Consider the following 26,348-nt stretch of genomic DNA (forward strand, 5'->3'; position numbering starts at 1 on the left):
GGCATGGCTGCGGAAGTATTAGGCTATGACGCCAACCGGGGATGCCGAACCGCCTTCAACCGCAGCCTCCTTGCAGCAAGAACCCGCTTCATCACCACCGACGCTGCGGGTTCTCGCTGACCGTGAACTGGACCGCGACATTCCCTACGGGATCCGCATCGCGGCCTCATGGGCCTGGCGGCTGGGCCTGATCCTCCTGGTGGGCGGTGCCCTGGTGTGGCTGCTCAGCCACATCAGTTTCCTGATCATCCCGGTCCTGGTGGCCGCGCTCCTTGCCGGGCTCCTTAACCCGGTGGTGGGCTGGCTCAAGAGCTACCGGATACCTTCCGGACTGGCCGTGGCCATGACCGTGCTGGGCTTTATCGGACTCATTGCCGGTGCATTGGCTCTGGTGGGCAGGCAGCTCTGGACAGGTTTCGGAGAACTTTGGTCCGAATCTCTGGCCGGGGTAAAGAAGATCCAGGACTGGCTTTCGGACGGCCCGCTCCACCTCACGGCCGACCAGATGGACCAGTACTTGAAGGAAGCCACGTCGGCCCTGCAGGACAACACCAGCAGCATCGTCAGCGGCGCGCTCTCCTTCGGCAGCACTGCCGGCCACTTTGCCGCCGGCCTGATCCTTGCCCTCTTCATCCTGATCTTCTTCCTGCTGGAGGGCGACAGGATCTGGGTTTTCCTGGTGCGGCTCCTCCCCAGGAAGGCGCGCGCGGCCGCCTTTGGAGCCGGCCGCAAGGGCTGGACCTCCATGGTCAGCTACGCCCGCATCCAGATGTTCGTTGCGTTCGTGGATGCGCTGGGCATCGGGGTCGGCGCAGCAATCATCGGTGTTCCCCTGGCGCTGCCGCTGGCGGTGCTCGTCTTCATCGGCTCATTCATCCCCGTGGTGGGTGCCCTGGTGACCGGTGCCATCGCCGTGCTGCTCGCGCTGGTGGCCAACGGGCCGGTGAACGCCCTCATCATGCTGGGAATCGTCCTGCTGGTCCAGCAGCTCGAGAGCCACATCCTGCAGCCCCTGGTCATGGGCAAGGCTGTGGCACTGCATCCGGTGGCCGTCATCCTCACCGTTGCTGCCGGTTCATACCTCGCCGGCATCCCGGGTGCCCTGTTCTCGGTGCCCATTCTCGCCGTCGCAAATTCCGCCATTCGCTACATTGCCGCCAGAACGTGGGAACATGAACAGGTGCCGGTAATGCCGCTGGCGGCCGGCGCCCCGGCGGACAACACCATCAAGGACGTTGCCCGGCCGGCCGTGCGCCGGTACGGCAGGGACGCCGCAGCCGGCACCACAGCAAAAGATCCCGATGTCCGCAGCTCTCCCAAGCCGGGCGCCGGGGACGAATCAAGAGGAGAATAGTCCGTGAATATCCTTGAAACCCTTCCCGTCACACTGGACGATGTCCTGGAGGCGCAGAAGCTGCTTGACGGGATTATTGCGCGCACTCCTGTTGAATCGTCGCGGGCGCTGGGAACAATGGTAGGCGGCGACGTTTACTTCAAGTGCGAAAACCTGCAGCGTGCGGGATCGTTCAAGGTCCGCGGAGCCTACGTGCGGATGGCCAGGCTGTCCCCGGAAGAGAAAAAGCGCGGCGTGGTGGCGGCCTCGGCAGGCAACCACGCCCAGGGCGTGGCCGTGGCCGCCAAGAGCCTCGGAATCAAAGCCCGCATCTACATGCCGCTCGGTGTGGCGCTGCCCAAGCTGGCTGCCACCCGCAGCCACGGCGCGGAAGTTGTCCTGCACGGGCACAACGTCGACGAAGCGCTCGCGGAAGCCCAGCGGTACAGTAACGAGACGGGAACCGTGTTTGTCCACCCCTTCGACAACGTTGACGTCGTTGCCGGCCAGGGCACGCTAGGCCTGGAGATCCTCGAACAGGTGCCCAACGTGGACACTGTGCTGATGGGCGTCGGCGGGGGCGGGCTTTTGGCCGGTGTTGCCGTGGCCATCAAAGCCCGGGCAAAGGAACTGGGCCGGGAAATCCGCATCATCGGTGTGCAGGCTGAAAACGCCGCTGCCTACCCGCCGTCGCTCGCCGCCGACGCCTGGTGCCCCTGAAGAAGGTATCCACCATGGCGGACGGCATCGCCGTGGGCCGCCCCGGCCAGCTGCCGTTCAGCATCATCCGCGAGCTGGTGGATGACGTGGTCACCGTCAGCGAAGACTCCCTGGCCCGGGCCTGATCTTCCTGCTGGAACGGGCCAAGATGGTGGTGGAGCCCGCCGGCGCCGTGGGCGTGGCAGCGCTGATGGACGGCAAAATCGAGAACCCGGGAACCACGGCCGTGGTCCTGTCCGGCGGCAATATCGACCCCATGCTAATGCTGAAGGTGATCCAGCGCGGCCTCTCCGCGGCGGGACGCTACATGACAGTCCGGATGATGCTGGACGACAGGCCGGGCTCGCTGGCCACCATCGCCAGGATCATCGCCGAGAACGATGCCAACGTGACCGGCCTGGACCACACACGGGTGGGCGGCTCCATCAGCATGGGAGACGTCTCCATCACGGTGAACCTGGAAACCAAAGGCCATGAGCACGGAGCGCAGGTCCTCAGCGCCCTCCGCGCCGAGGGCTTCCAGCCGATCGTGGTGCACTAGGAGGTGCCATGGAAGGGCTGACCGGGGACGGGGGCATCAGGCAGCGCCAAACCGTGGCGGCGAGGGCCAAGGGCGGCCTGCTGGTCCTTGGCGCTTTCGTGGTCCTGCTGTTTGTCATCGAGCTCTTCAACATGGTGATGCTCCGCTCGCTCAACGCGACGTTCGGGCTCCGGCCCCGCAGCGCTGACGGGCTGCTGGACATCTTCACCTTTCCCCTCCTGCACGCGAACCTGAACCACCTGCTCTCCAACGGCCTGCCGCTGATCATATTCGGATTCCTGGTGTTCCTCTCCGGCCTCCGGGTGTTCATGACCGCCCTGGCTTTCAGCTGGCTGGGGTCCGGACTTACGGTCTGGCTGATCGGCGACAGCGGCGTCACCGTGGGCTCGTCGGGCCTCGTTTTCGGCTTGTTCTCGTTCCTCCTGGTCCGGGGTTTCTTCAACCGCAGCTGGCGGCAGATCCTCCTGGCCGTGGTCCTCTTCATGGGGTACGGGAGCATCCTGCTCGGGATCCTGCCCATCGTTTCCGGTTTCGTCTCGTGGCAGGCACATCTGGGCGGTGCCGCCGGGGGACTGGTGGCGGCGCTGCTGCTGCGGCCGCGGACGGCCCGCGTGGCCTGACCGGCCGCAGGCAGGGAACGCAAAAGCGCCGGCCCCTTGCGGGTGCCGGCGCTTTTTTGTGTGCCTGTCTGGAACTAGGCTGCGTACGGCTTGGCGGACAGGATTTCCACCTTGATGTCCTTGCCGTTCGGTGCCGTGTAGCTGAGCGTCTCGCCTTCCTTGTGCCCCAGGATGGCAGCTCCCAGCGGAGACTTCTCGCTGAACACGTCCAGGTCGGAATCGCCTGCGATTTCGCGGGATCCGAGCAGGAAGGTTTCCTCGTCGCCGGCAATCCTGGCGACGACGATCATGCCGGGCTCAACGATGCCATCGTCAGCGGGAGACTCGCCCACGTGGGCGTCGCGGAGCAGGACCGTGAGCTGGCGGATGCGGGCCTCAATCTTGCCCTGCTCCTCCTTGGCGGCATGGTAGCCGCCGTTCTCCTTGAGGTCCCCCTCTTGCCGGGCTGCATCGATCTTCTGGACAATTTCCGCCCGGCCAGGGCCGGAAAGGTGGTCCAGCTCTGCCTTCAGGCGGTCAAAAGCTTCCTGGGTAAGCCAGGCTGCAGCTGCGCTGTTGGTGGTAGACACGGACTTCTCCTCTAATGGTCCTACATGCAAAAGACCCCGCCACAGTGGCCACTTGTGGAACAGTAACCAGCTCAGCGGGGTGAAGGTATTGCTCCATTGTAGTCAATCCTGTGGACTTATCCCAACAGGGGAGCGGCGCACGTCACATCCACTAATCCGCTTTATCCGCTATCCAGCAGTCGTCCACCACGCCGGACACGGACGGCGATTCGGTCCGGACGGCCACGCGCTGCGTCACTGTCCTGCCGCCGTCGGACGTTCCCTCCCGGGCGTCTGCCGGGATGTCCACTACCTTCCAGCCCACGATGGCGAACTTGGAATCCAGCGCCTTGACAGCGCACTGCACAGCGGTCCCCGGTTCCCGGGTCACCTGGAAGTCCACCTCGGCCAGCGTGCCGTCAGGGGTGCTGTAGCCGATGTCCTTGAACGAGATATCCGTCAGCGAGTTGGACGTGGAGACCCATGCCATGAAGCCGATCCCGCCCGCCAGGGCCACCACGGCGATGGCCCGCTTGGCAGCGGCGGAGAGCCCCCGCTTTTTAGCACCATAGCGATTGGCTAGGCTAGTGTCTGCGGGCGCGGATGGGGCCGGCTGGTCCGGGGAAGTCACCCGTCCAGTTTAGTGCCCATTCCGCCGGTGCCGGTCCTGCACCCGGTGGCGGCAGCGGCCCGCCCGCCGTTGTAACAGCCATAACCAAAGATGAATGAGGAGCCGTCCCTCCATGACAGCGTCCAGCAACTCCCCGGCACCGCTACGGCTGCTTGCAGTCCATGCCCACCCGGATGACGAATCCAGCAAGGGCGCTGCGACGATGGCCAAATACGCCGCCTCCGGCGTGGACGTCATGGTGGCAACATGCACGGACGGTTCCCGAGGGGACATCCAGAACCCGGCGGTGGAAGGCGAACCGCACCCCAAACGGGACATGGCCGGGGCCAGGCGCCTTGAAATGGAGAGTGCCGCCAAAATCCTGGGCATCAGGCAGCGATGGCTCGGGTTCGTGGATTCCGGGCTTCCCGAGGGCGATCCGCTGCCGCCGCTGCCCGCGGGCGCCTTTGCCACGCTGCCGCTGCACCGGGCCGCGGCGCCCCTGGTGCGGCTGGTGCGCTCCTTCAAGCCGCACGTCATCCTGAGCTACGACGAGAATGGCGGATATCCCCACCCGGACCACATCATGGCCCACCGGGTGGCAGTCGAAGCCTTCGAGGCGGCGGGCGACCCTGAACGCTATCCCGGTGCGGGGGAGCCGTGGGAGCCGAGCAAGCTCTACTACGACAGGGCTTTCAGCCCGGAGCGGTTCCGGGCGCTGCATTTCGCGCTGGAGGAGGCCGGCCTGCAGTCTCCGTATGCCGAGCGGCTGGCCGCCTGGCTGGAGTCCGACGCCGAGGGCCACACGCCGCCGCCGGCAGCACATCCGACCACCACGCAGATCGATTGCGGCGATTTCTTCGAGGTGCGCGAGGACGCCCTGCGTGCACACCGGACGCAGGTGGATCCGCTGGGGTTCTTTTTTGCCGTGTCGGCGGAGATGCAGCGGCGCGCCTGGCCGTGGGAGGACTACTCGCTGATCCATTCCCGGGTGCCTCAGAACTCCCGGAGAAGGACCTGTTCGCGGGGCTAAGATAGTAGCGGCAGGCAATTTCTATGCCGCGTAGAAGATAAGCCGGCCCTCCGGCCGCGCCATCCGCCGCCACCCGTTCCACAGAAGGTTTAATCGTGCATCATCTGCTCCTCAGCCTGGCCACCACCCCCACGCCGCTGCCCACCCCTACGCTGCGGGAAGGCATCTCTGAGGACCAGGTGACGCCGGGCCTCCTGGGCTTCATCATGACCGCTTTCTTCGTGGTGGCCACTGCCCTGCTGATCGTGGACATGGTCCGCCGGATCCGCAGGGTCCGCTACCGGGCACAGGTGGAAGAGGACCGCATGGCAGCCGCCGCAGCCGCGGATGTGGCGGCGGCCGACGCGCAGGACGGGCTGGAGTCCACACCCAGGCAGTCCGACGGCGATGGCAACGGCATTGCCCCCGGCCAGTCCCGGCCGCAGGACTAGGGCCCCGCGCCGGGCTTTCACAGTGCCGCCGGCTTCCCGCCCGGCCGGCCCTGGATGAGGCCTCGTCTGCTTAGCTGAGGACGGCCATGGCGATCGCCGTGAAGTGGGCCGCAAAGGCGAAGACGGTGAAGGCGTGGAACAGTTCATGGAACCCGAAGTGGTGGTAGCTGAAGTTCGGCTTCTTCAGGGCATAGAACACCGCGCCGGTGATGTACAGGACGCCTCCCACGCAGATCAGCACTGCGGCTGGAACACTGGACTGGAAGAACTGCGGCAGGTAGAACAGGGAACCGCAGCCCAGGGCTATGTAGATCGGTACGTACAGCCAGCGCGGGGCATCCGTCCATAGCAGCCGGAAAAGCACCCCAAGGATGGCGCCGGACCAGATGACCCATAGCAGGAGAACAGCCTGCGGCCGCTCCAGGAGGGTCCAGGCCAGCGGCGTATAGCTGCCCGCGATCACCAGCATGATGTTGGTGTGGTCCAGCCGTTTCAGCACCATTTTCACGGCCGGGGACCAGTTGCCGCGGTGGTACACGGCGCTGACGCCGAACAGCAGCACGCCCGTGGCCGCGTAGATGGCCGAGGTGATTTTACGGTCCACGCTGGGTGCAAGGGCCACCAGCACCACGCCAGCAACAAGGGCCAGCGGGGCGGTCACGGCGTGGATCCAGCCGCGCCATTTCGGCTTAATCATCAACAGCTCTGCCAGCCGTACCGCTGCCTCGTCGAGGGCGCCCTGCCCGGCGTCTTTCCGCCCGTTTCCGCCTTTTGGCCGGGGCAGGTTCGGGACGTCGGAGGAGTCGCTGTTCATCCTCCAAGAATAATCTACGGTCCGGTAAGTTACTGGCTGGTAACACGACGGCGGTGCTGCCGCCGGCCACGGGACGGGACGTCCCGCCGCCGCGCGGGCGGTAGCTAGGATGTGCAAGTACGTACAGCGAGGAAGTCAGGTGAGTCGACGCGTGGAGTTGCCCGGGTTCCTTTACGGCTTCTACGAGCGGCGGCTCCTCAAAGACCTGCCCCGCGACCGCATTCCCCGCCATATCGGTGTCATGGTGGACGGCAACAGGCGCTGGGCAAAGCAGTTCAACGCCCCCACCAGCCAGGGCCACCAGGCCGGCGCGGACAAGATCCATGAGTTCCTGGGCTGGTGCCAGGAGCTCGGCGTCAAGGTGGTCACCCTGTACATGCTGTCCACGGACAACATGAACCGGTCCAGCGAAGAGCTTGACCTCCTGATGGGGATCATCGCCAACACCCTGGACCGGCTGGACGAGGATGCCAACATCTCCGTCCATGCAATGGGTGCCCCGGAACTGCTGCCCGGCTACCTCGCCGAGCGGCTCAACAAACTGACGGCCCGGACGCCCGTCCGGGAGAAGATCCACGTCAACGTGGCCGTCGGATACGGCGGGCGGCGTGAGATCGTGGACGCGGTCCGCGAACTCCTGCATGACGCCGTGGCCAAGGGCACCGACATTTCCCGGCTGGCGGATGAACTCTGCGTGGACGACATCTCCCGATTCCTCTACACCCGGGGCCAGCCGGATCCTGACCTGGTGATCCGCACCTCGGGCGAACAAAGGCTCTCAGGATTCCTGATGTGGCAGAGCGCGTACAGCGAGTTCTATTTCTGCGAGGCCCTCTGGCCGGCCTTCCGCAAAGTGGACTTCCTGCGGGCCCTCCGCGATTACGCGGGCCGGCAGCGGCGCTTCGGGACCTGACATCTCCGGTTCACGGGGAGTTCACGCCGGCGCAACAGGAATCGCCGCGTAATGGTTGCGGAAATTACCTGGAGTGGATTTACGTTATATCCATCAGCAGGCAAAACCGCCGGCTGATCGGGGAGGCCAGTACATGGAGCGAAACATCGCACCGGTTGTATGGGAGGCCGGACCCGGCCTCGTGGCCGAGCCGCCTCACCAATAACAATTCCGGGCTTGCCCCGGGGCTGGAGTCGATGTGGCTACTTCTGAACAACTGCCCGAGGTCCTTTTCGACCAGGGAGGGAAAGCTACCTCTCGCGCCACGCGAGCCACTACACAAACCGGCGCAGCAACGGATGCTGCGGCCGGTTTTGCCGTCTCCGGAAGGGAAGCCCTCATCCACACGTTCGTGATCGACACGTCAGTCCTGTTGTCCGACCCGCGCGCCCTGCTCCGCTTTGCCGAACACGAGGTCATTGTCCCGGTGGTGGTCATCACGGAGCTGGAGGCCAAGCGGCACGACCCCGAACTCGGCTACTTTGCCCGCAAGGCCCTCCGGCTCCTCGACGACCTCCGGGTCAAACACGGCGGACTGAACCAGCCAATCCCCATCGGCGACGACGGCGGCACCCTCATGGTGGAGCTGAACCACATTTCGTCGGAGGTGCTGCCGCTGGGCTTCCGCAGCGGGGACAACGACAGCCGGATCCTTGCGGTGGCGAAGAACCTCTCCAACGAAGGCCGGGACGTCACAGTTGTGTCCAAGGACCTGCCGATGCGGGTCAAGGCCTCGGCGATGGGCCTGACGGCCGACGAATACCGCAACGAACTGGTCAAGGACTCCGGCTGGACGGGCGTCGCGGAGGTTGAGGCCAACGAACAGGAAATCTCCACCCTCTACGGCCACGAACCCGTTTTCATCCCCGCCGCAGCAGAAATGCCTGTCAACACCGGCCTGGTGCTGCTGTCCAACCGCGGCTCCGCCCTTGGCCGGGTGGGACCGGACAAGCAGGTCCGCCTGGTCAAGGGCGACCGTGACGTCTTTGGCCTGCACGGCAGGTCCGCCGAGCAGCGCCTGGCCATCGACATGCTGATGGACCCCGCCGTCGGCATCGTGTCCATCGGCGGCCGGGCCGGCACCGGCAAGTCGGCCCTTGCCCTGTGCGCCGGCCTCGAGGCGGTGCTGGAGCGGCGCGAGCACCGCAAGGTCATCGTCTTCCGCCCCCTTTACGCCGTCGGCGGCCAGGAACTCGGCTACCTGCCCGGTTCAGAGTCCGAGAAGATGAACCCCTGGGCCCAGGCCGTCTTTGACACCCTCGGCGCGCTGGTCAGCCAGGAAGTGGTGGAGGAGGTCATGGACCGCGGAATGCTCGAGGTCATGCCGCTCACCCATATCCGCGGCCGTTCCCTGCACGACGCCTTCGTGATTGTCGACGAGGCCCAGTCGCTCGAAAAGAACGTCCTGCTGACCGTCATGAGCCGTATCGGGCAGAACTCCAAGATCGTCCTGACCCACGACGTCGCCCAGCGGGACAACCTCCGCGTCGGGCGCCACGACGGAATCGCCGCCGTCGTCGAAACCCTGAAGGGCCACCCGCTCTTCGGCCACGTCACCCTGACCCGCTCCGAAAGGTCCCCGATCGCAGCTCTGGTCACCGAGCTGCTCGAAGGCTAAGCGGAGGTGGCTGGAGGGCCGTGGTTCCGTTCGGCGGGCCACGGCCCTTCGCCGTCGCTTAGCGCGGAGGTCCCTTCCCAAGGCTCGCAAGCTCGCCTCGGGACCCTCGGGACGCCGCTTCCTCCCGGCGCGCCGCTACGGTCGCTGGGCGACCTGCGCATCGCTCTGGTCGGCGATGCGCTCCTACGCGAAGGACCGTAACCCGCCTCGTGGTCAGTCACCTTCAGGAACTTGGCTGCTGCTTCGTGGCCCTCGACCTGTAACTGCCAGTCGGGGCGCTTGAAGGTGTTTGGGGTGAGGCGGACGTGCTGGACAGTTTCGATCTGCGGGCCCCAGGCCTTGCGGGTGGTTCCGTTGAGTTCGTAGCCGAGGGAGCGGGAGACTCCGAGGGAGGCTTCGTTCCAGGCGGCGGCCTCGGATTCGGCGACTTCGGCACCCAGCCAGTCAAAGGCCCACAGGACGACGGCGGCGCGCATCTCCTTGCCAAGGCCCCGGCCCTGCACGGACTGCTTCAGCCAGGATCCGGTGGATACGGTCTTAAGCAGGGCGAACTCTTTGGCACCGACGTCCTGGCAGCCGATGAACTTGCCCTCGTGCCAAATGCCCAGGAGAAGCGTCCAGGACTCGGGGCTGCACTCAGCCCGGCAGCGCCAGTACCAGCGGGCCATGTTGGTGCCCAGCTCCTCCCCGGGAACCTCGGTCCACGGAGTGCTGAACGGGCTCTTCCCGGGCTCATGGATGCCGCTGCGTGCCGCGTCGACGGCGGCCGGAATGTCCTCGTCCCGGATCGGGCGCAGTTCCAGCCGAGGCGTGGTCAGCCTGAGGTCGAAGAGTGGCCAAACGGAACCCAGTGTAGTCATCAGCGAAGCCTAGCGGATGGGTTCTGCCAGGCTTTGTCACATCAGGCGGGGATGTCCCAGCTGATATGCCGCCGCACATCCGTGAGGTTCATGGATTCGGCCAGGAACAGGTCATCGAGCATGTATTCGTCCACGGCGAGGATCCGCAGCCACTGGCCGTACTCGCTGGTGGCGGGTTCCAGGGATTGGCTGGCAACGCACACGCCGGTTCCCACGTCCACCCGGATACGGTTGCGCCCGGCAAGGCAGAGTGGTGCAGCAGGATCCGCCGGATGGTAGGCGGGAGTGGGGATTACCACTGCCTCCAGAGCTGGTCTGCCTTCATGGTCAACAGCACGGTGCTCCTCCACCAGCAAGGCGTTGCTGCCTGGAAACTCGAGGGGAACGGGAGAGTTGCCGGCAAGTTCAACCGGATCCAAGGCAGCGGAGAAGCGGCCGTTTCCGAAACCGGGTTCCCCGTAGGCGGCTTCGGGCCGGCGTTTGACCAGGCCGGAGCCGTCGTAGACGGGTGTGACCAGCTGCGGCGGCAGCAGCCATGATTTCCGGGTGGAGCTGACGTAGAGCCCGTCGCGGGAATCGTTGATTCCGGTGGTGCTGTGGAGGACCAGTCCGTCCGGGCTTTCCAGGCGGAGGGCGCCGGGCCGGCGCAGCCATGCCCGCACCAGGGGAGCCGTGGGAGACGGTGCCTCGGTGAAGGGTTCGTCCCAGTACTCAAAGCGCAGCGACTGCCACTTCCAGGGCGAGGACCGGCACAGGTTGCGGAACGTGGCGATTGGGTCTGCGGACGATGCGCCGCGGTCCGGATCCGGCCGGTGCCGGGAATCCCATGTCGCCATATCCACAGTTTACGCGGGCACGGTACGGCGGCGACGGGAATTCCAGTAGCATCCGAGGGGTGATTGGTCGACTGGGGGATCTGTGGCAGCACATGCCGGCTGCTTTTTGGCTGGTGCTCGCGGCGTGCCTGTACTTCGCGGTGATGGCTGTCCGGCTGACGGTAATTGATGTCCGGCACCACCTGCTGCCCAACCGGATCGTCTTCCCGTCCTACGCCGTGGCCGGCATCCTGCTGCTGGGCGCCGCCATTGCCGGTGCCGCCGCCCCGGCGGGCGGCAACCTTAGTGCTGCCTTGTTTGCCGTGCCGGCGCTCCGCGTCGTGGCTGGTGCGGCCGTGCTGTGGCTTTTCTACTTTGTGCTCCGCTTTGCCTACCCGCCCGGCATGGGGTTCGGCGACGTGAAGCTGGCAGGCGTGCTGGGAATGTACCTTGGCTACCTTGGCTGGGGGCATCTGTTTGCCGGGACTTTCCTGGCGTTCCTGCTCGGCGGTCTCTGGTCTGTCGCGCTCCTGGCAGCCCGGCGTGGGACGCTGAAGTCCTCCATCCCGTTTGGTCCCTTCATGCTGGCCGGGACCGCCGCCGCCATGCTCCTGCCCGCCTGACGGCGCCACGGGTAGGCTGGCCGTATGCCTGCGCCTGAGTACATCCTGAGCCTGCGGAATAAGATCGGCAACGACCCCCTGTGGATTCCGGGGGTCCGCGGAGTGGTCTTCGACGACGCAGGACGCGTCCTGCTCGCGCAGCGGACGGACAACCGGCAGTGGGCGCTGGTCAGCGGAATCCTTGAGCCGGGGGAGCAGCCGGCACGGGGCCTGGTGCGTGAGATTTTCGAGGAAACGGCAGTCGTGGCGGAAGCCGAGCGGGTGGTGTCCGTGGGAGCGGTGGGCCCCTTCACCTATCCGAACGGGGATGTGTGCGAGTTCCTCGACGTGGTTTTCAGGTGCCGGTACGTCAGCGGGACGGCGAGGGTTAACGATGACGAGTCCCTGGCCGTGGGATGGTTCGCCCTGGACGAGCTTCCCGAGCTCATGCCGGGCCACCTTTCGAGTATCCGGCACGCCCTGGCGCCGGCGGAAGCCGCCCACTTCGAACCTTGAGCCGCCGCCTCACACGACAGGGACGCCGCAACCCCCAAGATTGCGGCGTCCCTGCCTGTCGATTGCCGCGTCCCTGCCCGGGCGCGGCTGTGGCGCGGACGACGGCGGTCAGCGGCCCTGGGAGACCAGCTCGCCGTCGTCGTCCTTGACAGCCAGCCGGACTTCTGCCGGGTCCGGGACCGCGGAAGTGGATGAACCGATGGCCGGGCTGCCGGCCAGGCCGGCCGCGAGCAGTTCCGCCTCCTCGCCGCCCACGGCCTCGCCGCGGGCCACCATCCCCGCGGTGTCGGAGAGGGGGATCTGCTTTAGCGTGATGGCCAGCAGCAGGGCGGCGGCGATGAACGGGAGCAGGTACCAGAACACCGGTGCCAGCGAGTCCGCGTAGGCATTGACGATGGCGTCGCGCAGCTGCTGCGGGAGCTGGCTGAGCGCTTGCGGATCCAGCGTGCTGGTGGACTGGGCCGCCTGGTCCGCCGAGGCTCCCGCCCCGGTGAACGCGTTGGTCAGGGACTCGGACAGCCTGTTGGTGAAGATGGCCCCGAACACCGCCACACCCATGGCGGCCCCCACTTCGCGGAAATAGTTGTTGGTGCTGGTCGCGGTACCGATCTGGTCCGCGGGGACGGAATTCTGGACCACGAGCACGGTAACCTGCATGATGAGGCCCAGCCCCGCGCCGAACACGAACAGCTGCACGCAGATCACCCAGATGGGGGTGCTCGCGGCCAGCGTGGTCATCCACAGCATGGCGGCCATCGTGAGCGCGGCACCCAGGATGGGGAACATCTTGTACTTGCCCGTTTTGGAAATCCGGATGCCCGAGTAGATGGAGGTTCCCATCAGGCCGGCCATCATGGGGAGCATGAGGAGCCCGGACTCGGCGGCGGAAGTGCCGGAGGACATCTGCAGGAACGTGGGGACAAACGCGATGGCCGAGAACATGCCCAGGCCCAGGGTGAAGCCGATGGCGGTGGCGTTGATGAAGATACGGTTGCGGAACAGGCTGAGCGGGATGATGGGGTCTTCCGCACGGCGCTCCACCAGGACAAACGCGGCGGCGGACACCAGCAGGCCGGCTCCGAAGGCCCAGGTGAGGGGTGAATCCCAGCCCTCGTCCTTCTTGCCGCCGAAGTCGGTGAAGAATATGAGGCACGTGGTGGCGGCGGACAACAGGGCGACGCCCAGGATATCGATCCGCTTCTCTGCCTTCTTGTTCGGCAGCGTGAGTGTGAACCAGGCGATGGCGAAGGCTGCGATGCCGATGGGGATATTGATGTAGAAGGCCCATTCCCAGGTCAGGTGGTCAACAAAGAAGCCGCCAAGGAGGGGGCCTGCCACTGCCGAGAGACCGAAGATGGCGCCCAGCGGGCCCATGTACTTGCCGCGGTCTTTCGCGGGGACAATGTCGGCAATGATGGCCTGGGACAGGATCATCAGGCCGCCGCCACCCAGGCCCTGGATTGCCCGGAAGACCACGAAGCCCCAGAAATCGGTGGCCAGGGCGCAGCCAACCGAAGCCAGCGTGAACAGGGCGATTGCGACCAGGAACAGGTTGCGCCGGCCCAGGATGTCGCCGAACTTGCCGTAGATCGGCATCACGATGGTGGTGGCCAGCAGGTAGGCCGTGGTGATCCAGGCCTGGTGTTCCACCCCGCCCAGTTTGCCCACGATGGTGGGCATGGCCGTGGACACGATGGTCTGGTCGAGGCTGGAGAGCAGCATGCCGGCGATCAGGGCCGAGAAGATGATCCAGATGCGCTTCTGGGTCAGCAGCAGCGGACCGGCCGGCGGCTTGGTGGTTGTACTCATTGGTGTCCTTCTGCGGCTGTGGTTTCCAAGGTGTTGAATGGCTGGGAGAAGAGCAGGCTGGCTGCGGAGATGTTCTCCATCAGCAGCTCCTGGTAGGGGCGGGTGTTGCCGTCCGAGAAGTAGGCCATGCTGCTTTTGCGGGCAATCGTGCCCAGCAGCACCACGGCCATTTGCACCACAGGGTGGTCCGCCGGGACGCCCTCGCGCCGGGCGACGTCCCGGGCAAACTGCGCTTCGCGCTGTTCGGTGACGCCCATGATGCGCAGGATGAGCTGCGGTTCTTTCTTGACCACGGCGATCAGTTGCCGGGTTTCCTCTTCGGACGCCGACATGTGTTCGGACAGCTGCAGGGAGAGCCGGACCAGGTCGCGGAACAGGGTGGGTGAGATCTCACCGGAGGGCGAGTCTGATCCGCCGGCAACGAACTCGTCGATGATGTCGGCCGGAACGTCATCGTCCGCGTGGCCGATGATGGCGTCTTCCTTCGTGGGGAAGTAGTTGAAAAAGGTGCGGCGCGAGATGCCTGCCGCCTCGCAGACTTCCTCCACCGTGTAGCCGTTCAGGCCGCGTTCGGCAGTGAGGGCCCTGGCCGTTGCGTGATGGCACCTCGGGTGGCCGCACGTTTCCGCTGCCGCAGCCCGGATCCGGAAGTTGCACTATCATTCACGAAGTAAAGTTTTGCACTTTAAGGCAATGAGTGCAACTTCATGCGCGGTCGGGCCGTTTACGGGCCTTAAAGCCCGACGGCGGCCGGTCACCTTCCGTTTCGAAAGGTGACCGGCCGCCGTCGGGCGTCCAGGGGGCGGTGCGGCCCTACGCCTTGTGGGCGGGCGCCGTCATGGTGGTGACGTCAAGTGCTTTGTCCAGGTCGGCCTCGGAGACCTTGCCTTCACCGTCCCCGACGAAGCCCAGCTTCTCGGTTGCCTGGCGGATGGTCAGGCCCTCCGCGACAGCGGTCTTGGCGATCTTGGCGGCGTTCTCGTAACCGATGTACTTGTTCAGCGGGGTGACGATGGACGGGGAGGCCTCGGCCAGGAAGCGGGCGCGCTCCACGTTGGCCGTGATGCCGTCAATCATCTTGTCCGCCATGACGCGGCTGGTGTTGGCCAGCAGGCGGATCGACTCCAGCAGGTTGGCAGCCATGACCGGGATGCCGACGTTCAGCTCGAAGGCGCCGTTGGTACCGGACCAGGCGATGGCGGTGTCGTTGCCGATAACCTGTGCGGCCACCATGATGGACGCCTCGCAGATGACCGGGTTGACCTTGCCGGGCATGATCGAGGAGCCGGGCTGCAGGTCCGGGATGGCAATCTCGCCGAGGCCCGTGTTGGGGCCGGAGCCCATCCAGCGCAGGTCGTTGTTGATCTTCATGAACGAGATGGCGATGTTGCGCAGCTGGCTGGACGCTCGATCAGGCCGTCGCGGTTTGCCTGTGCCTCGAAATGGTCGCGGGCCTCCGTAAGGGGCAGCCCGGTGTCGGTGGCGAGCAGTTCGATGACGCGCTCCGGGAACCCTGCGGGGGTGTTGATGCCGGTGCCCACGGCGGTGCCGCCCAGCGGAACCTCGGCAACGCGGGGGAGGGAGGCGTTAATGCGCTCGATGCCGTAGCGGACCTGTGCCGCGTAGCCGCCGAACTCCTGGCCCAGGGTCACGGGCGTGGCGTCCATCAGGTGCGTGCGGCCGGACTTCACCACGTCCTTGAACTCAACAGCCTTGCGTTCCAGCGACTCCGCCAGGTAGCCCAGGGCGGGGATCAGGTCATTGATCAGCGCGGAGGTGGCCGCAACGTGCACGGAGGTGGGGAACACGTCGTTGGAGGACTGGGAAGCATTGACGTGGTCGTTCGGGTGGACAACCTTGTCGCTGCCTGCGGCCTTCAGGGCGCGGGTGGCCAGCTCGGCGAGGACCTCGTTCGTGTTCATGTTCGAGGAGGTGCCGGAGCCGGTCTGGAAAACGTCGATGGGGAAGTCGCCGTCGTACTTGCCGGCAGCAACCTCGTCAGCCGCGTCCGCGATCGCCTTGGCCAGCTCGCCGTCGAGCACACCCAGTTCAGCGTTGGCCTGGGCAGCAGCCTTCTTCACCCGGGCGAGCGCCTCAATGTGCGTGCGTTCCAGGGTCTTGCCGGAAATCGGGAAGTTCTCCACTGCCCGCTGCGTCTGCGCGCGGTACAGTGCGTTCACGGGGACGCGGACTTCGCCCATCGTGTCATGTTCAATGCGGAACTCTTCAGTGGAAGTCATGGGGCTAGCTTATGGCGACCAGCCACCCCATCGAAAACCGTGAACAGCATGCTACGGGGCCCTTGCCGGGCCCCGTACAGATGCCTTCTAGAGCTCGCCGATTCCCGAAACAAGGTTCGCACGGCCCTCTGCCAGGCTGTACGAAAGGCCGATGACAGCCGTCCGGCCCTGTTCAATTGCGTCCGAAATCACACGCGAGCTGTCCGCCAGCCGCTGCGAGGTCTGCTTGACGTGCTCCACCACCATGTCGTTGACCTCGGTTTCGTCGTTGCGCAGCGAAGTCAGTACGGAAGGCGTGATGCGCTCGACGAGGTCACGGATGAAGCCGGCAGGCATCTGGCCGGTCTCCACGGCTGACTTGGTGGCGCTGACGGCGCCGCAGCTGTCATGGCCGAGGACCACGATCAGCGGCACTCCCAGCACCCCCACGCTGTATTCGAGGGAACCCAGGACGGCATCATCGATCACCTGGCCGGCCGTCCGCACCACGAAGACGTCACCGAGTCCGACGTCGAAGATGATCTCGGCCGCGAGGCGGGAATCGGAGCAACCAAAGATCACCGCAAACGGGTGCTGGTTCTCCACGAGGGAGGAGCGGCGCGACGCGTCCTGGTTGGGATGGGACGTCTCGCCGCTGACAAAGCGTTCGTTTCCTTCGCGCAGACGGCGCCAGGCAAGTGCAGGAGTCAGGTATGTAGCCACGCGACTACGTTACGGTGCAGGTGCGCCCGAGGGTGAAACTGTGACGGCGGGGCTGCTTTCCATGGACTTCACGACGGCGTCCGCCAAGGTGGCGAACTCGTCCAGCTGGGCGGCGCCGGACAGGATGACGGTTGTTCCGCGGTAGTCCAGGACCAGGGATTTCTCGCCCTTGCCGGTGTCCCGGATCTCCCATTCCTGGCCTCCCGCGTTCCGGGAACCCGTCACCGGTGCGTTGCGCGTCTGCTGGAGCAGCCAGGTGGGATTGGCTTTGCTGGTCTGGACCAGGGAGATGAATGAGTCCTTGGGGGTCAGGAACCCCACCTCCCAGGTGGGGACCCCGCTGCCCGTCCCTGCTTCCCAGCGTGCGTAGTTCGGGCGGAAAGTGCCACCGGTCTCCGGGGCAGCCGGTGTGAATCCTGCCACATCCGTGGCGTTGCGGGAGACAGCGGCCACGTCGATGTCGGGGCGGTAGCTTCGGTCTTGGGCAGCGGATTCATGAGGATGATCGGCAGGAAGGCTGCGATGCTGACCACCAGTGCGATGATCATGCCGATCGCTGAAGCGTTCGCCCGTTTGGCGGCGGCAGCCGGAATGACAGGCTTCACCGGAGCTTCGCCGCCCGGACCGGCTGCCTCCGGTCCGCCTGCCGGGTCCGCTGGCTCGGGGCTGGGACTGGTCTTCTCCTGCATGTCATTCACCCCTCTATAGTCGCCCATGCCGGCGGGCAACTTCCATTCGTGCCGGATCCCGCCGCCGGACGCCCCTCCAGGGCACATTGCGCTGCCACGTCATCCGCCGCCCGGCGGGCGGCACCGCGACTATGATCGGAAGTAGAGGAATCACCGTCCACCTGTTCCGGCGGGCGGGTTCAATGATCGCCACTCGAAGAAGAGGTTCACGTGTCACCAGCGTCCATGACCCAGAAGTACTCCACGATCTCACCGTCCCTGGCGGTGGGCAATGACGAACCGGACCGCAACCTTGCCCTCGAGCTTGTCCGCGTCACCGAGGCGGCAGCGATCGCCGGCGGCCACTGGGTGGGCTTCGGTGACAAGAACACGGCGGACGGCGCGGCCGTGGATGCCATGCGCTCCTTCCTGCAGACCGTCCACTTCAACGGCGTCGTGGTGATCGGCGAAGGCGAGAAGGACGAAGCGCCAATGCTGTTCAACGGTGAGCGCGTTGGTGACGGCACCGGCCCCGAGGTGGATGTCGCCGTCGACCCCATCGATGGAACCCGCCTGACCGCACTCGGCATCAACAACGCCCTCGCCGTGCTGGCCGTCGCCGAACGCGGCTCCATGTTCGACCCCTCCGCCGTCTTCTACATGGAGAAGCTCGTCACCGGCCCGGAAGCCGCTGACATGGTGGACCTGCGCCTGCCGGTGAAGCAGAACCTGCACCTGATTGCCAAGGCCAAGGGCGTAAAAGTCAACCAGCTCAACGTCATGATCCTTGACCGCGACCGGCACCGTCCGCTGGTGGAAGAAATCCGCGAGGCCGGCGCGCGCACAAAGTTCATCATGGACGGTGACGTCGCAGGCGCCATCGCCGCGGCCCGCTCCGGCACCGGCGTGGACGCCCTGATGGGCATCGGCGGTACCCCCGAAGGCATTGTGGCCGCCTGTGCCATCAAGTCCCTCGGCGGCGTCATCCAGGGCCGGCTGTGGCCCACCAGCGACGAAGAGAAGCAGAAGGCGATCGACGCCGGCCACGACCTGGAACGCGTCCTCTCCACCAACGACCTCGTCTCCAGCGACAACTGCTACTTCGCCGCGACGGGCATCACCGACGGTGACCTCCTCAAGGGCGTCCGCTACTCCAAGGACAAGGTCCTCACCCAGTCCATCGTGATGCGCTCCAAGTCCGGAACCATCCGTTTCGTGGACGGTGAGCACCGCGCAGACAAGTGGGAAGGCTACGCCCGCAAGAGCTGACCCGCCAGGCTGGACCGCCGGAGTCCCGGAGCAACGTGCTCCGGGACTCCGGCGTTAAAGCCTTGGTATAGGGTTTAAGCCATGATTCCAGCTGTTGTTCCCTGTACTGACCGCGCCCTTTGGGATGACCATGTCGACCGGTTCCAGGGACATCCGCAACAGCTCTGGGGCTGGGGCGAGACCAAGGCGATGCACGGCTGGTCCGTTGACCGGGTGCTCCTGGAAGCCGACGGCTCCGTCATCGGCTGCGCCCAGTTGCTGGTCCGGCGCCTCCCGGTTCCCTTCCGTGCCCTGGTGTACATCCCCCGCGGCCCGATGTGCTCCGTGGAAGACACCCCGGCCGTGCTGCGCAGCCTGGCCGGGCACGCTGCCTCCCGCCACCGTGGCGTAGCTGAGCATCGAACCCGACTGGGACCTGGATTCCCCGTATGCCGCCGCCGTCGAGGGCGCAGGTTTCCGAGGGACCACCAACACCGTGCTGATCCCGCGGACCCTCATCCTGGACCTCGGCAAGTCTGATGACGAGTTGATGGCGGACATGTCCAAGACCACCCGCGCGAATATCCGCAAGGCCATGCGCAGCGACGTGGAGTTCCGGAAGGTCAAGAACGAGTCCGAGCTTGAGCAGGTGCTGGGCATCTACCACGAGACGGCTGAGCGGGCCGGCTTCGGTATCCACGAGGACCAGTACTACCGGGATATCTTCCGCAACCTGGGCGAGGGGTCACCCATCATCGGCGCGTTCGACGGCGAGCAGCTGCTGGCGTTCGTCTGGCTGGCACGCAGCGGGGCCACTGCGTTCGAGCTTTACGGCGGCGTATCCGCAGAGGGACAGAAGAAGCGCGTGAACTATGGCGTCAAGTGGGCCGCACTGCAGGCCATGCGCGGGGACGGGTGCTCACGGTACGACTTCAACGGGCTCCTCAACGACGGCATCTCTGACTTCAAGAAGCAGTTCGGCAAGCACGAAAACATGCTCCTGGGAACGTGGGAAAAGCCGCTCTCGCCGTTCTACCCGGCCTACGCCCAAGCCATGCCCCTGGCGCGGAAGGGCATCCAGGCGGCGCGCCGGCTGGCGAAAACCGCAGCCGGCCGCGCCCGTGCCCTGCTCCGCCGCTAAAGGCCCGTAGTCACCGCAAACGCCAGGGCAGGCTCCGTGCTGCCTGCCACCGGGTGGACGTTCACCGGCGCTTCGGCGGCAGCCAGGAATGCGCTGCCGCCACGCTCGAGCTGCAGGTCCCCCTTCGGCGAATCAAGGTACACCTCGCCCGCAACCACGATCACCACGGCGGCCCCTGACTGGGCCAGCGGGACGGGGGCGGCGCCGGGCTGCAGTTCAATGCGCTGAAGCTGGAATTCCGCGAAAGGCGGGCGGTAGAGCTCCTGGTCAAGGACAGTCTTTTGGGCGTCGAGCATCGGCACGGCCACCGGGTGGAAGTCGATGGTGCGCAGGAGTTCGGGTACGTCGACGAACTTGGGCGTCAGCCCGCCGCGCAGCACGTTGTCCGATGACGCCATGACCTCCACGCCCAGCCCGTGGAGGTAGGCGTGGACGTTGCCGGCGGGCAGGTAGACGGCCTGGCCCGGCTGCAGGGAAATCCTGTTGAGAAGCAGCGAAATCAGCACGCCGGGGTCGCCCGGATACTTTTCGTTGAGGCTGATGACCGTTCCCAGCTCGGCCTCGTAGGGGGAGAGGGAGCCGTCGCCGGCGAGGAGCGCGGCCACCACCTGGGCAGTGGCGTCGGAGACGGCCTGGCCCCCGGTGATGAGGCGTTCGAACGCCTTCCGCAGGCCCGCCCCCTCATCGGCGTCGTCCAGGTCCGCCAGCAGCGCAGGCACGAGTGCCGGCACGTGCCCCTCCACTGTCTCAAAGGCGGACGCCACGTGTTGCAGGATCATCCGGGTCCCGGCTGCCGGGCGGAACCCGCACAGTGCCTCAAACGGCGTCAGCGCGAAGATCATTTCCGGCTTGTGGTTGTCATCGCGGTAGTTGCGGTGGGGCGCATCGGGGGCCACGCCGTCGGCGTTCTCCCGGGCAAAGCCGGCCTTGGCCTGTTCCAGGCTGGGGTGGACCTGCAGCGACAGCGGCTGGGCGGCGGCGAGGATCTTTGCGAGGAAGGGCAGCCGGGGGCCGAACCGGGCCACGGAGTCCGCGCCCAGGAAGTGATCCGGATCCCGGACGATCAGCGCGTCCAGCGGGGTGGATGTGCCGTCTTCAGGCACGCGGGCCATGGACGGCGAGTCAGGGTGGGCCCCGATCCAGAGTTCCGCTTCGGGGCTGCCGGACTCGGGCCGGCCCAGGAGGGCCGCAATCGCCGTCGTCGAACCCCAGGCGTAGTCCCGGAGGACATTTTCAATCTCGTACAAGACCGGTTCCGTTTCTTTGAGTCGGGTTGCGGAAGGTTACAGCGCTGCGCACTGGCCGTTGGTGGCCACGAGTTGGCGGATCGCCTCTTCGTTTCCCGCCCGCTTGAGCTGGGTCAGGAGCTCTTCGGTGATGGGCTCGCCGTCCGGTGTGGTGGTCACCGGGGTAAAGTCCGACGGCGTGGGCTGCTGCGGCAGGCTGCCGCCGGCGGCGATGGTGGCGGGCAGTGTCCCTGCCGCCTGGACAGGCCCGGCGCCTGCCGCCGGTACCACCATGACGTCGTCGGCCACTCCTGCCGACTGGGCGCCCTGTGCGGACGCGGAGGCCAGCAGCTGGTCCACGCGCTCGTGGAGCTCGTCGAAGTTCGGAACCGTGGAGAAGGAAGCGTCGAAGTCCGGCGGGCCGATCGTGAGCCGCTTGACGTCCTGGCCTTTCGCCTTGATGGCCAGGTCCAGGAAACTGCCAAGCTGCGAGGCGGAAATGTTGGACTCCACCACCTGGGTGCCGGCTTTGGCGATGTCCTCGAACTTGGCAAGCAGCGTGGCCGGGTCGAGTTGCTTCAGCATGGCCTGCTGGACGCATTGCTGGCGCTGGATGCGGGCGTAGTCGTCAACGTATTCGCGTGACCGGCCGTACCAGAGGGCCTGGTTGCCATCGAGTGTCTGCTCCCCGGCCGGAATCCACCCGAGGGGCATGCCGTGGGTCTGGCTGTAATCGTCGAAGTAGCCGCTCATGGGGACCCAGCCGCCGGCCTTGATCCTGATGCCGCCCATGGCGTCGATGAGCGTGGCAAAACCTTCCATATCCACCAGGACATAGGCCTGGATGGTCATACCCAGCGTTCCGGAGACGGCTTCCATGGTCGCCTGGGCTCCGGGATCGGCCACACCCGGGTAGAGGTCCGCGTATTCGTTGGTGACCTCGGTGTTGATCGCATTGATCAGGCACTCGTCGCCGCAGTCATAACCGTCGGGATAGATGGCCCGCATGGGCGAATCTTCAGTGAACTGCGCGTTCTGGAAATTCCGGGGGACGGAGATGATGGCCGTCTGGCCTGTTTCAGCGTCAACGCTCAGCACCGAGAGGCTGTCAGGACGCCGTCCCGTCCGGTCCTCGCCGGCGTCGCCGCCCATCATCAGGAAGTTGTAGCGCCCGTCAACAGGGTCAATGGCAGGGCCCGAGGAGAAGATGCTGCCGATGGCGTTGCGGCTGACATTGAGCAGGTAGGCGGCGTAGCCAAGCGAGCCGCTGCCCGCCACCAGGGCAAGCACCAGGGCAATGACGACGGCGGGCCGGGCCCGCGGCGCCAGCAGCACGGGACGGATGAGCCGCAGGGTGTTGATGAACAGGAGTGCCCAGCCAACGGCGAGGGCCACCAGGACGACGACGATCACCAGCGAGGCAAACGTTGGTGACCAGGGTGGCCAGTGCGGGCCGGTTGACGATGAGGAGAAGGACGGCCAGCAGCAGGGCGGCCCATACACAGAGCGTCACGCGGAGCGCGGCACGGCCCAGTTTACGGTCACCCGCCACCAGCTGGGCGCTGCCCGGGACCAGGAGGGTCAGCAGGATCAGGACGAAGGCGCGCTTGGTCCGGACCGGACCGGAGGCGCTGACCGGGTAGCGGACCGGATCCGTCAACGCGGTGTCGGTGGGCGATTGTGGAACTTTGCTGCTGGACATACCGGCGGTCCTAACGGCTGCCCCGCTGGGAGCCGTTGCCTTCAGCGAAGACTTCGCTGACTTTTTGCCGGAGGTTGGCCCCCTTGCGGCTGGCCACGGCGTTGAGGTCGGACGCGAAATCCAACAGGTCGGTCCGCAGGGACGCGGCAAACTCATCGGTACCGGCAGCGAGGATCCGCACCGCCAGGAGGCCGGCGTTGCGCGCGCCGGCGATCGATACGGTGGCAACCGGCACACCGGCGGGCATCTGGACAATCGAGAGCAGCGAGTCCATGCCGTCAAGGGTCTTCAGGGGAACCGGAACACCGATGACCGGCAGGGGAGTGACGCTGGCCAGCATTCCCGGCAAGTGGGCGGCGCCGCCCGCTCCTGCGATGATCACCCGCAGGCCGCGCTCATGGGCTGTCTGCCCGTACCGGATCATTTCGGTCGGCATCCGGTGGGCGGAAACCACGTCCGCTTCAAATGGGATTCCGAATTCGGCCAGGGCATCCGCCGCAGCCTCCATCACCGGCCAGTCGGAGTCGGAGCCCATGACCAGACCCACCAGGGGGCTTGCGGCGGGGTTTGCTGTGGCGCTCATGCAGTCTCCTCGAAAGTGTGTGGCGCTTCGTCCGCCGCTGCCCGCCCGTCGCGGATGATGTTTGCCACCATGGTGGCGCGGCGCCGGACTGAATCGACGTCGGCGGTTGACGCGCCTATCAGGTTCACGTGGCCAATCTTCCGGCCCGGCCGCACGGACTTGCCGTAGCAGTGCACTTTGGCGGCCGGTTCGCTGGCCAGCGCCAGCGGGAACGCCGAATACAGGTCCTGGTTCCCGCCGCCAAGGAAGTTCTTCATGACCGTCACCGGGGCGAGGGCATCGGTAGCACCGAGGGGCAGGTTCAGGATGGCACGCAGGTGCTGCTCGAACTGGCTGGTCACTGCCCCGTCCTGGGTCCAGTGCCCGGTGTTGTGGGGGCGCATGGCCAGTTCGTTGATCAGGAAGCCGGCACCAACACCGGGGGTTTCGAACATCTCCACAGCCAGCACTCCGGTCACGCCCAGTTCGCCGGCAATCCGCAGGGCTGCGTCCTCGGCAGCCGCGGCAACCTCCACGGGGATGTCCAGGGCAGGGGCGATCACTTCGTCGCAGACACCGTTCACCTGGATGGTGTGCACAACCGGCCAGGCCCGTGCCTCGCCGTCGGGAGTCCGGGCGACCAGCGCTGACAGTTCCCGGGTGAACTCAACCTTGGCTTCGGCCAGGAGGGGGCTCATCGCCTGGAACCAGTCTTCGGTGCCGGCTGCTTCCTCCGCCGAATTGATGACCCGGACACCCTTGCCGTCATAGCCGCCGCGGGGCGTTTTCAAGACCACAGGCCAGCCGGTGGCGTCACCGAAACTGACCAGGTCCGCAACATTGTCCACTGAGGCCCAGGCAGGATTGGGCAGTTCCAGCCTGTCGATCGCGGCGCGCATCACCAGCTTGTCCTGCGCGTGCACCAGGCGTCGGGCCCCGGCTGGACGTTCACTCCGGCTTCCTGCAGGGCCCGGAGGTGGTCCGTGGGCACGTGTTCGTGGTCGAACGTCAACACGTCCAGACCCTGGGCGAAGTCAACCAGGGTCTGCAGATCCTTGTAGTCGCCCACCGGGGACGTGGAGACCGCGGCTACTGCCGACACGTCGTCTCCTTCAGCCAGGACACGGAGTTCGAAGCCGAGTGCAGTTGCTGCTGGGGCCATCATTCGCGCAAGTTGGCCGCCGCCAACCACACCTATTACTGGAAAAGTCACATGGGCCAGCCTACCGAAGACCGCCCGGTATCCCGGCTTCCGGCAGCGGCTGGGGAAGCGATTTTGTGTAACGTGGGGCTGCCCCGGGCATCCTTAGGGGGCTGGCTCCATGTTTTGGGGGCTAAAATGGGCCTCTGGCCAGGTGGCCCATAGTTTGGACGGCCATGGAGGGTCATGTATAACGCATTAGCAGATCGTATCCGGGGATTGGCCTCGCTTTTTTGGCGCGAAGTGGCCAAGTTCGGCGCTGTCGGCGGTGTGGCGTTCGTCATCGACAACGGGTTGACGTACTACCTGATGCATGGCCCCATGTCGGACAGCGAAGCCAAAGCCAGGTTCGTGGGTGCATCAATAGCCACGGTCTTTTCCTGGATTGCCAACCGGTTCTGGACGTTCCGGCACCGCCGCCAGGACAACGTCCTGCGCGAATTCCTCATGTTCATCCTGATCAACGGCATCGGGATCGGCATCTCCACGGGCTTCACTGCGCTGGCCAAGTACGGCCTGGGGGTCACGGACAAGAACCTGCTGTTCTTTGCCGGCGTTTTCGGCATCCTGGTCGCCACAGTGGTGCGCTTCTTTGCCTACCGCTTCCTCGTCTTCAACAAAGAGCTGGACCAGGAGCCCGAGTTCTCGCACGACCACGAACTCATCGAAATCCACCACCACCAGAAGGAACACGCGGCCGCGGCCGAGCGCGAGCCTTCGCCGGACAGGCCAACCCAGCAGTAGGGTTCCGTCCGGCCAACTCGTCAGCTGCCGTGGATGCGTTCCGCTGCCAGCAACTTGTCCGTCAGTTCCACATCAGGATGGGTCAGCACGACGGAACCTCCTTGTTTCCAGGCGCCGAGGGCATGGGCCAGGGCTTTTTCCAGGCCGTCAGAGGCAGGAATGTGCAGCCGCACGCCCTCCTCGTGGGCCACAGCGAAGGTATCGAACAGTTCCCCGTGCAGGTGCCCCCTGCCGCGGCTGTCCACGATGGCGCAGGCACGCGGGTCCGGGTCGGCGTGTGACATGAAGACGTCGCCGTGGCTGCGGACTTCGGCCGCGTAGTCAATGCAGCCGGGTGCGAGCTCCCCCGACCAGCGCATAGCGAGGGCGGGCAGCGCAACCGCGATGACGGCGTCGTAGTTACCGTCTGCTGACTGGGGGTCGGCGGTGACCAGGAAATCGGCGTCTGGTTCCGCGAGCACCGCCTCAAGGCCAAGCTGCCACGCGGACAGCGCCCAGACCAGTGCCTTCCAGTGGGCCGGCAACTCCAGCCGCAGGCGCATCCCCGGGGCGGCGTCGAGTTCGTCCTGGAGCAGGTTGCTGGTCTTGGCCACCCAGTTGTCCAGGACCCGGCCGGAGAGCTCCACGCGTTCCGCGTCCGGTCCGTACCAAGTAAGGCGTGGAGCGGTGGAATTTCCTGAGCGGAGGGTTGCCATCAAATCGAGCGCGGGTGTAGTCATGGCACCATCCTGCCACTGGAGCAGGACGCGGTCACCGGGTGCATGCCATCAGGAGATGCCAAGGCTAAAGGTGATATTTGTCACAGGAGAAGGTAAGCGTGCTTGCTATTTGTCCGGTTTCGGGGTATTTTTCGCGCAATTGCGGGTTTTTTCGGCCCTTTTCCGCAGTCACGGGGGTCCCGTGCGGTCTGCTCCGCGGACGGGGAGGAAAATCCCGGGCGTGGCGTGACAGTCGTTGGGGAAGTTCACTGATTATTATCCCGGCAGCGGCTTGACTCGCCCTAGTTACACGCGTGTAATTAGGTATCTAAAGCGACTGCGTAAATACCGGCACACAACCGAGTGCCTGCGTATCCAGGCAGGGGCTGAAACA

The 26,348-nt window shown here is 65.7% G+C and carries 22 protein-coding genes and 6 pseudogenes; 13 read left to right on the forward strand and 15 right to left on the reverse strand.

Going from position 1 to position 26,348, the window contains the following annotated elements; translation table 11 throughout:
• Window positions 1-25: 25 nt before the first annotated feature.
• The 3 genes and pseudogenes from G205_RS00060 (at window position 26) to G205_RS00070 (ending at window position 3,214) form a co-directional block, all read left to right on the forward strand.
• A complete protein-coding gene (locus G205_RS00060) occupies window positions 26-1,354 on the forward strand; it encodes an AI-2E family transporter (protein ID WP_009356215.1) in 1,329 nt (442 codons plus the stop codon).
• 3 nt (window positions 1,355-1,357) lie between these two features.
• Window positions 1,358-2,594, forward strand: a pseudogene (gene ilvA / locus G205_RS00065) (threonine ammonia-lyase).
• A gap of 8 nt (window positions 2,595-2,602) precedes the next feature.
• The gene (locus tag G205_RS00070; protein WP_009356216.1) at window positions 2,603-3,214 is read left to right on the forward strand and encodes a rhomboid family intramembrane serine protease; all 612 of its coding nucleotides are present in this window, start codon (window positions 2,603-2,605) and stop codon (window positions 3,212-3,214) included.
• A 74-nt stretch (window positions 3,215-3,288) separates the two neighbouring features.
• Here the strand turns inward: G205_RS00070 and greA are convergent, their stop codons facing one another.
• Window positions 3,289-3,783, reverse strand: coding sequence for a transcription elongation factor GreA (gene greA / locus G205_RS00075; protein WP_009356217.1), 495 nt, complete (start codon window positions 3,781-3,783; stop codon window positions 3,289-3,291).
• 151 nt (window positions 3,784-3,934) lie between these two features.
• Window positions 3,935-4,393 carry a DUF4307 domain-containing protein gene (locus G205_RS00080; RefSeq protein WP_035751560.1) on the reverse strand — a complete coding sequence of 153 codons (459 nt, stop codon included), beginning with the start codon at window positions 4,391-4,393 and terminating at the stop codon, window positions 3,935-3,937.
• Window positions 4,394-4,505: 112 nt separating this feature from the next.
• Here G205_RS00080 and mca point away from each other — a divergent pair.
• A pseudogene (gene mca / locus G205_RS00085) lies at window positions 4,506-5,410 on the forward strand (mycothiol conjugate amidase Mca).
• Between the two features lie 90 nt (window positions 5,411-5,500).
• A complete protein-coding gene (locus G205_RS00090; RefSeq protein ID WP_009356220.1) occupies window positions 5,501-5,836 on the forward strand; it encodes a hypothetical protein in 336 nt (111 codons plus the stop codon).
• A gap of 70 nt (window positions 5,837-5,906) precedes the next feature.
• Here G205_RS00090 and trhA read toward each other — a convergent pair whose 3' ends face one another.
• A complete protein-coding gene (trhA, locus tag G205_RS00095) occupies window positions 5,907-6,650 on the reverse strand; it encodes a PAQR family membrane homeostasis protein TrhA (protein WP_009356221.1) in 744 nt (247 codons plus the stop codon).
• Window positions 6,651-6,801: 151 nt separating this feature from the next.
• On the opposite strand from trhA, the gene G205_RS00100 reads away from it, so the two are divergent.
• Both G205_RS00100 and G205_RS00105 read left to right on the forward strand, forming a co-directional pair.
• Window positions 6,802-7,563, forward strand: coding sequence for an isoprenyl transferase (locus tag G205_RS00100; protein ID WP_009356222.1), 762 nt, complete (start codon window positions 6,802-6,804; stop codon window positions 7,561-7,563).
• A gap of 238 nt (window positions 7,564-7,801) precedes the next feature.
• Window positions 7,802-9,220, forward strand: a complete 1,419-nt coding sequence (locus G205_RS00105; RefSeq protein ID WP_035751562.1) for a PhoH family protein — start codon at window positions 7,802-7,804, stop codon at window positions 9,218-9,220.
• A gap of 218 nt (window positions 9,221-9,438) precedes the next feature.
• Here G205_RS00105 and G205_RS00110 read toward each other — a convergent pair.
• A pseudogene (locus tag G205_RS00110) lies at window positions 9,439-10,080 on the reverse strand (GNAT family N-acetyltransferase); the annotation flags it as partial.
• Between the two features lie 41 nt (window positions 10,081-10,121).
• A complete protein-coding gene (locus G205_RS00115; protein WP_009356225.1) occupies window positions 10,122-10,916 on the reverse strand; it encodes a hypothetical protein in 795 nt (264 codons plus the stop codon).
• A 59-nt stretch (window positions 10,917-10,975) separates the two neighbouring features.
• Here G205_RS00115 and G205_RS00120 point away from each other — a divergent pair, with 59 nt between their 5' ends.
• The gene (locus G205_RS00120; protein WP_035751564.1) at window positions 10,976-11,518 is read left to right on the forward strand and encodes a prepilin peptidase; all 543 of its coding nucleotides are present in this window, start codon (window positions 10,976-10,978) and stop codon (window positions 11,516-11,518) included.
• Between the two features lie 24 nt (window positions 11,519-11,542).
• The gene (locus tag G205_RS00125; RefSeq protein ID WP_009356227.1) at window positions 11,543-12,013 is read left to right on the forward strand and encodes an NUDIX hydrolase; all 471 of its coding nucleotides are present in this window, start codon (window positions 11,543-11,545) and stop codon (window positions 12,011-12,013) included.
• Between the two features lie 108 nt (window positions 12,014-12,121).
• On the opposite strand, the gene G205_RS00130 is transcribed toward G205_RS00125, so the two are convergent.
• The 5 genes and pseudogenes from G205_RS00130 to G205_RS00150 form a co-directional block, all read right to left on the reverse strand.
• Window positions 12,122-13,822 carry an MDR family MFS transporter gene (locus G205_RS00130; protein ID WP_009356228.1) on the reverse strand — a complete coding sequence of 567 codons (1,701 nt, stop codon included), beginning with the start codon at window positions 13,820-13,822 and terminating at the stop codon, window positions 12,122-12,124.
• Window positions 13,819-14,370 (reverse strand): TetR/AcrR family transcriptional regulator, encoded by a 552-nt coding sequence (locus G205_RS00135; RefSeq protein WP_009356229.1) that lies wholly within the window; start codon window positions 14,368-14,370, stop codon window positions 13,819-13,821. Before G205_RS00135 ends, G205_RS00130 begins: the two co-directional genes overlap by 4 nt.
• 265 nt (window positions 14,371-14,635) lie before the next feature.
• Window positions 14,636-16,062, reverse strand: a pseudogene (locus G205_RS00140) (class II fumarate hydratase).
• Between the two features lie 87 nt (window positions 16,063-16,149).
• Window positions 16,150-16,764: a carbonic anhydrase gene (locus tag G205_RS00145; RefSeq protein ID WP_009356230.1), complete on the reverse strand. Its 615-nt coding sequence runs from the start codon at window positions 16,762-16,764 to the stop codon at window positions 16,150-16,152.
• A 9-nt stretch (window positions 16,765-16,773) separates the two neighbouring features.
• The gene (locus G205_RS00150; protein WP_009356231.1) at window positions 16,774-17,217 is read right to left on the reverse strand and encodes a DUF4245 domain-containing protein; all 444 of its coding nucleotides are present in this window, start codon (window positions 17,215-17,217) and stop codon (window positions 16,774-16,776) included.
• A 461-nt stretch (window positions 17,218-17,678) separates the two neighbouring features.
• On the opposite strand from G205_RS00150, the gene glpX reads away from it, so the two are divergent.
• The 3 genes from glpX (at window position 17,679) to G205_RS22280 (ending at window position 19,821) form a co-directional block, all read left to right on the forward strand.
• Complete coding sequence (gene glpX, locus G205_RS00155) at window positions 17,679-18,701, forward strand: class II fructose-bisphosphatase (protein WP_200859118.1); 1,023 nt, start codon at window positions 17,679-17,681, stop codon at window positions 18,699-18,701.
• 81 nt (window positions 18,702-18,782) lie between these two features.
• Window positions 18,783-19,220: a peptidoglycan bridge formation glycyltransferase FemA/FemB family protein gene (locus tag G205_RS22275; protein ID WP_338058347.1), complete on the forward strand. Its 438-nt coding sequence runs from the start codon at window positions 18,783-18,785 to the stop codon at window positions 19,218-19,220.
• Entirely contained in the window at window positions 19,177-19,821 is a 645-nt protein-coding gene (locus G205_RS22280; protein ID WP_235046722.1) for a lipid II:glycine glycyltransferase FemX, read from the forward strand. The genes G205_RS22275 and G205_RS22280 overlap by 44 nt, the downstream gene beginning before the upstream one ends.
• On the opposite strand, the gene manA is transcribed toward G205_RS22280, so the two are convergent.
• From manA to G205_RS00180, 4 genes and pseudogenes are all read right to left on the reverse strand, one after another.
• Window positions 19,818-21,068 carry a mannose-6-phosphate isomerase, class I gene (gene manA, locus G205_RS00165; protein ID WP_009356234.1) on the reverse strand — a complete coding sequence of 417 codons (1,251 nt, stop codon included), beginning with the start codon at window positions 21,066-21,068 and terminating at the stop codon, window positions 19,818-19,820. The two genes, G205_RS22280 and manA, sit on opposite strands and share 4 nt — an antisense overlap.
• Before the next feature lie 36 nt (window positions 21,069-21,104).
• A pseudogene (locus tag G205_RS00170) lies at window positions 21,105-22,749 on the reverse strand (LCP family protein).
• Window positions 22,750-22,759: 10 nt separating this feature from the next.
• A complete protein-coding gene (gene purE / locus G205_RS00175; RefSeq protein WP_009356236.1) occupies window positions 22,760-23,332 on the reverse strand; it encodes a 5-(carboxyamino)imidazole ribonucleotide mutase in 573 nt (190 codons plus the stop codon).
• A pseudogene (locus G205_RS00180) lies at window positions 23,329-24,476 on the reverse strand (5-(carboxyamino)imidazole ribonucleotide synthase). Before G205_RS00180 ends, purE begins: the two are co-directional and overlap by 4 nt.
• A gap of 222 nt (window positions 24,477-24,698) precedes the next feature.
• Here G205_RS00180 and G205_RS00185 point away from each other — a divergent pair.
• Window positions 24,699-25,256 (forward strand): GtrA family protein, encoded by a 558-nt coding sequence (locus G205_RS00185; RefSeq protein WP_035751567.1) that lies wholly within the window; start codon window positions 24,699-24,701, stop codon window positions 25,254-25,256.
• 20 nt (window positions 25,257-25,276) lie between these two features.
• Here the strand turns inward: G205_RS00185 and G205_RS00190 are convergent, their stop codons facing one another.
• Complete coding sequence (locus G205_RS00190) at window positions 25,277-25,975, reverse strand: TIGR03089 family protein (RefSeq protein ID WP_009356238.1); 699 nt, start codon at window positions 25,973-25,975, stop codon at window positions 25,277-25,279.
• Between the last annotated feature and the right edge of the window lie 373 nt (window positions 25,976-26,348).

It is taken from the genome of Arthrobacter nitrophenolicus (assembly GCF_000332815.1).
GTDB lineage: Bacteria > Actinomycetota > Actinomycetes > Actinomycetales > Micrococcaceae > Arthrobacter > Arthrobacter nitrophenolicus.

Bases quoted from the DNA above. Each gene is read 5' to 3' on its own strand.
- G205_RS00060 (WP_009356215.1), top strand. From the start codon at position 26: ATGACGCCAACCGGGGATGCCGAACCGCCTTCAACCGCAGCCTCCTTG.
- G205_RS00070 (WP_009356216.1), top strand. From the start codon at position 2,603: ATGGAAGGGCTGACCGGGGACGGGGGCATCAGGCAGCGCCAAACCGTG.
- trhA (WP_009356221.1), bottom strand. From the start codon at position 6,650: ATGAACAGCGACTCCTCCGACGTCCCGAACCTGCCCCGGCCAAAAGGC.
- G205_RS00115 (WP_009356225.1), bottom strand. From the start codon at position 10,916: ATGGCGACATGGGATTCCCGGCACCGGCCGGATCCGGACCGCGGCGCA.
- G205_RS00125 (WP_009356227.1), top strand. From the start codon at position 11,543: ATGCCTGCGCCTGAGTACATCCTGAGCCTGCGGAATAAGATCGGCAAC.
- G205_RS00130 (WP_009356228.1), bottom strand. From the start codon at position 13,822: ATGAGTACAACCACCAAGCCGCCGGCCGGTCCGCTGCTGCTGACCCAG.
- glpX (WP_200859118.1), top strand. From the start codon at position 17,679: ATGACCCAGAAGTACTCCACGATCTCACCGTCCCTGGCGGTGGGCAAT.
- G205_RS22275 (WP_338058347.1), top strand. From the start codon at position 18,783: ATGATTCCAGCTGTTGTTCCCTGTACTGACCGCGCCCTTTGGGATGAC.
- purE (WP_009356236.1), bottom strand. From the start codon at position 23,332: ATGAGCGCCACAGCAAACCCCGCCGCAAGCCCCCTGGTGGGTCTGGTC.
- G205_RS00185 (WP_035751567.1), top strand. From the start codon at position 24,699: ATGTATAACGCATTAGCAGATCGTATCCGGGGATTGGCCTCGCTTTTT.
- G205_RS00190 (WP_009356238.1), bottom strand. From the start codon at position 25,975: ATGACTACACCCGCGCTCGATTTGATGGCAACCCTCCGCTCAGGAAAT.